The organism is Deltaproteobacteria bacterium, from assembly GCA_019308995.1.
Classification (GTDB): Bacteria; Desulfobacterota; Desulfarculia; order Adiutricales; family JAFDHD01; genus JAFDHD01.
Genome location: JAFDHD010000213.1, coordinates 1 through 5,122, shown reverse-complemented (window position 1 = coordinate 5,122; position 5,122 = coordinate 1). Strand labels below are relative to the sequence as shown.

The window sequence follows — 5,122 nt, the reverse complement described above, 5'->3', positions numbered from 1 at the left end:
GCCTCCTGAAGGGAGAGGAGATTATAAGGTTTTTTCCGCAGGGCAAATCGGTACGATGTCTGTCAAGAACCGGCTGGTGCGTTCGGCCACCATGATCGCTGCTGCTGCCCGGGGACGGCCCACAGAGGAATATATCCAGATGTATCGTGAGCTGGCCCGGGGCGGGGTGGCCGTGATCATCACCGGTTTCATGATACCCTCCCGAACCGACTTTCGCTACGGGCGTCAGATCTTTGTTTACAATGACAGTCATATCAGCGGGCTGCAGAGGGTCGCCGAAGCCATCCATGAAACGGACAGTGAATGCCGCCTTGTGGCCCAGATCGGTCACAGTGGCGCATCCGTCAGTCCCTCGGGAATCAAATGGCCTTTCCCCTGGAAGAAAAAAGGCAGGGCCCTGACTACCGACGAAGTGGATGCCATCGTGAACGACTTTGCGGACGCCATCTGGCGGGTCAAAACCGCCGGTTTCGACGGTGTAGAGCTGCACGGCGCCCATGCCTACCTCTTAAGCACATTTCTTTCACCCCTGACCAACAAACGCACCGACCAGTACGGAGGATCACTGGAGAAGCGCGTTCACATTATCAGGGCCATCATGGACAAGGCCAGGAAGCGCGTGGGCCCGGATTTCCCTATCATGATCAAGTTGAATTCCGACGACAACGCGGCTAAGGGCATCCGGCCCGAAAATTTCCCTGCCCTGGCTAATGAAATCGTCAAAACCGGGGTAGTGGCGCTCGACGTCAGCGGCAACGACTGCATGAAGGAGGATATCGAAAACATTGAAGATGAAGCCTATTTCTTTCCGGGCGCAAAAGCACTGGATGTCAAGACGCCCATCATCCTCACCGGCGGCAACCGCTCCGTGGACCATATGGAAAAACTCCTGAAAACCAACGAGATCGATTTTTTAGGAATGGCAAGACCCCTGATCCGTGAACCGGACCTGCCCAACCGATGGCTCAAGGGAAGAGGCGATAAGAAGGCTACCTGTATTTCATGCAATGGTTGTTTCGGTGCTATCATGCAGGGGAAAACCGCTTATTGCATACAGGAAGCCTAACCCACACGGCAAAAGAGCTATACCCGAACTAGGGTACGTCCCCTGTTCTTACCCTGTCCTTAATCATAGGTCTGGCATCAAGGGATTATTGATAAACAGAGAGAAATTGGAAATATGAAAAAAGAACAAACCCGGCGGTGGAGTTTGTCATTAAATGGTTCACCAAGGACACCCTACCGTTGACCACACAGGCCCTGACCGTGTCCAAAGACGGCTATTCCATCTCCATGGGCACGCATACCTGGGCCGGGAAGCTGCCGGATAAAAAGATCTTTTACACCATTAAATTCAATTAAAATCCTTGAGATTTGTATCCCTTAAGTTTAACCAGGGGTCATCCACCCAGGCGGTCCCTTTTCATTTGAGCGTGTTCCCTTTAAAAAGAGACCGAGCCGCCGTACCGCATGATGGTCGGCCACTTAGGCGATATAAACGACGTTGGAAAGTCGAACGCCTTTTCGCTTGGCTCCAGAACTTTAAGCGGCTTGTGATCAGATACAAATATTATACTGCTCCCAGTTTGTAATTGAGGTATCTTTAAAAAATAAGAGGAGAGTAATGCCATGAAGAGATTAAAGAGAGAGTATACTAAGATTTTTCATTTTCTAGGCCAAGCAGCCGTTATCGTTCTGGGGTTGGCCACAATCATTATTATTAGTTGTAAGGCCAGCGACGTTGCTGAAGTTGTAGAAACAGGCTGGGAGAGGTCCTACGAAGCTGGTTATACGGATAGTAGCGGAAACTACGGGGGCGGTTCTGAAATATTACACCTTGTCGGTCACAAGGGTAAACTTTATGCCGCCTGCGGCTATTGGATGGATTCTACAAATATTTGGTACGGTGGGACATCCGAAGATACAGGATGGGGGCAGATATTAAGACTCGACTCGCCAAGCGGACAATGGGAAGTGGATCTCGATCTGGGCCCCTACTATTTAAGGCCCGAAACACTTAAATCTGTTACTTTCACAACTGATGGAAACGGAAACCCGCTCAATGAACCGGTTAATCTGTTGATCACAAGCACCTATTCCCCAGGACAAGGTGGTGCTGACGTGATGGAAACGGAAACCCGCTCAATGAACCGGTTAATCTGTTGATCACAAGCACCTATTCCCCAGGACAAGGTGGTGCTGACGTCACTGTCTTTGTTCGTGATGATGAAACCGGCCATTGGGAGATATATCGTGATAAAGTGACAGGTATTGACCGAATTTTTATTACCATCGGTGTACTGGGCATTTTTTCCGGTATCTACGATGCTAGCGCGCCGGGGAAAATAAGCTGGAATGAGCAGTCTGAATCAGGCCCGGTTGAAATTCGGCCTTTAGCCATCATAGAGGTAAACAATTCTCTCTTATTCTCCGCGGGAAAGTTCGTGTACCGCCGAAGTGACGGTGTATCACCCACATATACGGTTGTTCATGACCTGGAAGATTTAGCCACAAAAGGTGTTAGGTCGCCTCTTGGCGGAATCCGCGGTATGACCGCTATATCTAACCCAAACAGCGAGGGAGAGTCCATCATTTTCGCCTGGTGCGCACAAAACCGCTCCCGGGCCTGCATCTACCGTTTGGACCCGGATGGTAAAGGCGGTTATACACGTGTTAAAGAAACCTGTCTTGACAATCTCATAAGTGAATATCTGGGTGGAAATCCTGTTTATTTTGTTTTGCCCGCCTATAACGATATACTTTCTGTTGTTGATCCCTCAACTAAAAAAACGGTAAATCTCATAGGCTTTGAATCCTGGATTGGAGGGCAACAATTTCCTTTATGGATGGGGAAACCGAATGGAGGTTTCTATGCAGGCGCCATGTTTGCTATTCGTAGCGAGAATGGGGAATACAGGTTAAATGAAGTTAACGGTCCTATTGATACCAATAAGCCCGTATTGGTAGCAACACGAGCCTATGCGATTTCGCCTTTCGAGGAGGAAGATGGCAGCGTCATTTATTTTGGCGGTCATGACGGAAATAGTAGACCTTCACACAACATGGCCTGGATTTTTAAAACAAGTTTGGATATTGCATTGCAATAGTTCCGATTAAATCTATATGAAGTGAGGTTAAAGATGAGTCTTAATGAAAAAAGAATTGCCTGGGGCAGCAGCGGAAATGCGAACCAGGCGCAGTTTGACACGGAAATCGCATCGGACCTGTGGATGATGGGCGGATTCGGCAACGTGGGCGCGGCCATTACGGACGAAGGCATCGTCATCATGGACTGCTCGTCCATGATGCACGGCCCTGAGATCGTCAAAAGAATCAGGGCCAAAACCGACAAGCCTTTTCACACCATCATCTACACCCACGGGCACCTCGACCACGTGGGCGGTGTGGGCGCTTTCATCAAGGATGCCGAGGATCGGGGAGACCCCAGGCCAAGGATCATCGCTCATGAGCTTTTGGTAGATCGTTTCAAAAAATATCAGGAACTCGGAAAACATCAGTTCTATATGAATCACGTGCAGTACGGAGTTTCCATTGACCAGGGGGGGCGGTTTGAGATTCCGAACCGGCCGTTTTTAGACCCGAGCATACCCTTCCCGGACATCATTTACTCCCGTGACATGAAATTCAAACTCGGCCATCTTTCCTTTGAGCTGCATCATTCCAAGGGCGAGTCAGATGACAACACCTGGATTTATATCCTGGAAAGAAAAACGGTGATTGCCGGGGACGCGGTCAAAGGCGGCATGCCCAATATCGGAAATCCCTTCAAGGCCATCATCCGCTATGAGGTCGAATGGGCCGAAGCTATGGAGGCCATTGCCGGTCTGAACCCCGAATACCTGATACCCGGTCATGGACCGGTTTTGAATGCGGGGCAAATTCAAGGCGTCTGCCTCGGGCAGGCCCGGTTTTTAAGATACGTTCATGACGAGGTAGTCAAGCTCATGAACCAGGGCTGCTGGCTTAACGAGGTACTGGAGCGCGTTAAGGTGCCGGAGGAATGGCTGGAAAAGCCATATCTCACGCAGGCATACGGCTGTGTGGAGTTTGTGATCCGAGGCGTCTACATGCGTTATGCCGGGTGGTACAACGGCAACCCCAGCGAGCTCTTTCCCGCCAAACGAACCGCCATCGCCGCTGAAGTGGTTGACGTGAGCGGCGCGGATAAACTGCTTGAAAAAATCAGGAAACTTTACCAGGAAGGCAACTACCAGCTTGGTTTGAACCTGATGGATTTTCTGGTTGAAGGCACGAATGACAAGGAAGTCCTAAAGGAGGCTTTAGCCCTTCAGGCGGAGATGTTCATGGCCAGAGCTGAAGCGGATAAGAACGGCATGGCCAAGAACCTCTATCTAAGGACCGCGGCTAACGCCAGAATAAAAGCGGAGAGCTTGTAGGCTTTGAAAAATATCTATACGATAGATACCCCCGGGCAAGCCCGGGGTCCTTATTGATCACAGCTTCATGCGAAGCTGACCTGAATCCTGGAGTCCTTGATGCTCGACGTATCTTTTGACCGTTTCTTCATCCACGCCTACGCTGCTCACGAAGTAGCCCGGCGACCATACGATATTCTCGTTCCAATATACCTTAGCAAGCCATGGGAATGCTTTGCGGAGCTGTGAAGCTGATTGGCCTTTCAGCTTCCCCATGACAGAGGAAATACTGTATTTCGGAGCTATGGACATCACCATATGCAGATGATCCTTATTAAAGCCCATCGCCTTCACCTCCACGCCGGGCATACTTCGCAGCAGCTTGGGCAAAAGCTTTCGAATGTAACCGCACATGCCAGGATTCAGGACTCGGCGGCGGTATTTGCATACCCAGACAACATGATATTCAAGATAGTAGACACTGTGAGCTGCTTTAATGTATTCCATGGCGGCGTTATACCGCCGCCGGACTCATTCATCCACGGGTAAACCCGTGGTATTCTGTCTTCGACCGCATAAAACAAGGGATGCTGCCGCGCAGGTCCATCAAGGTATGCAGCTTGACCGCGCCTTTGTGTTCCCGGAATCGCGCCCAAGGGAAGAGCGAAAGGCAAAGATCGATCGTAGTGGAGTCGAAGGCATAGGCCGTCTCCTTCAGAGCCACG

At 50.4% G+C, this 5,122-nt stretch carries 6 protein-coding genes and 1 pseudogene; 5 read left to right on the top strand and 2 right to left on the bottom strand.

Translation table 11 applies throughout. The annotated features are described in order from the left end of the window. The 5 genes from JRI95_17035 to JRI95_17015 all read left to right on the top strand — a co-directional run. A partial coding sequence (locus JRI95_17035) for an NADH:flavin oxidoreductase (protein MBW2063250.1) occupies positions 1-1,066 on the top strand: 1,066 nt, incomplete at its 5' end. A 137-nt stretch (positions 1,067-1,203) separates the two neighbouring features. Further along, positions 1,204-1,362: a hypothetical protein gene (locus tag JRI95_17030; GenBank protein ID MBW2063249.1), complete on the top strand. Its 159-nt coding sequence runs from the start codon at positions 1,204-1,206 to the stop codon at positions 1,360-1,362. A 267-nt stretch (positions 1,363-1,629) separates the two neighbouring features. Then, positions 1,630-2,166 (top strand): hypothetical protein, encoded by a 537-nt coding sequence (locus JRI95_17025; GenBank protein MBW2063248.1) that lies wholly within the window; start codon positions 1,630-1,632, stop codon positions 2,164-2,166. Then, positions 2,163-3,107, top strand: a complete 945-nt coding sequence (locus tag JRI95_17020) for a hypothetical protein (protein ID MBW2063247.1) — start codon at positions 2,163-2,165, stop codon at positions 3,105-3,107. The genes JRI95_17025 and JRI95_17020 overlap by 4 nt, the downstream gene beginning before the upstream one ends. A 33-nt stretch (positions 3,108-3,140) precedes the next feature. Further along, positions 3,141-4,418: an MBL fold metallo-hydrolase gene (locus JRI95_17015; protein MBW2063246.1), complete on the top strand. Its 1,278-nt coding sequence runs from the start codon at positions 3,141-3,143 to the stop codon at positions 4,416-4,418. Between the two features lie 57 nt (positions 4,419-4,475). Here the strand turns inward: JRI95_17015 and tnpA are convergent, their stop codons facing one another. Further along, positions 4,476-4,904 carry an IS200/IS605 family transposase gene (gene tnpA / locus JRI95_17010; GenBank protein MBW2063245.1) on the bottom strand — a complete coding sequence of 143 codons (429 nt, stop codon included), beginning with the start codon at positions 4,902-4,904 and terminating at the stop codon, positions 4,476-4,478. A 67-nt stretch (positions 4,905-4,971) separates the two neighbouring features. Beyond that, a pseudogene (locus JRI95_17005) lies at positions 4,972-5,122 on the bottom strand (IS4 family transposase).

What these genes read in the sequence shown, in the direction of transcription:
- JRI95_17025 (MBW2063248.1), top strand. Translation starts at nt 1,630, where the DNA reads ATGAAGAGATTAAAGAGAGAGTATACTAAGATTTTTCATTTTCTAGGC.
- JRI95_17015 (MBW2063246.1), top strand. Translation starts at nt 3,141, where the DNA reads ATGAGTCTTAATGAAAAAAGAATTGCCTGGGGCAGCAGCGGAAATGCG.
- tnpA (MBW2063245.1), bottom strand. Translation starts at nt 4,904, where the DNA reads ATGGAATACATTAAAGCAGCTCACAGTGTCTACTATCTTGAATATCAT.